Raw genomic sequence first — 209 nt, 5'->3', positions numbered from 1 at the left:
GTCGTTTGGCGATAGAACTGAATGGGACAGATATTTCCGATAAGAATGCGTTCATTGACAATCTTGGTTTACGGGAAACCAAAGACCGGGCACTTAATTCACTGGATACGCGTACGGGTGGCGGAATTAATGGCGATGTGACTGTAAAAAAATTAATTACATCATCATTGGCGTTAGGTAGTGGTAGCCTAGAGATCGGCTCGCGGGAT

The 209-nt window shown here is 45.0% G+C and carries 1 pseudogene; it reads left to right on the top strand.

Going from position 1 to position 209, the window contains the following annotated elements:
• A pseudogene (locus AAC854_RS24130) lies at positions 1-209 on the top strand (hypothetical protein); the annotation flags it as partial.

This window comes from Xenorhabdus entomophaga (assembly GCF_037996725.1).
In the GTDB taxonomy this organism is placed as follows: Bacteria; Pseudomonadota; Gammaproteobacteria; order Enterobacterales; family Enterobacteriaceae; genus Xenorhabdus; species Xenorhabdus khoisanae.
The sequence above is the reverse complement of the archived record's forward strand: the minus strand, read 5'-3'. Positions and strand labels throughout refer to the sequence as shown.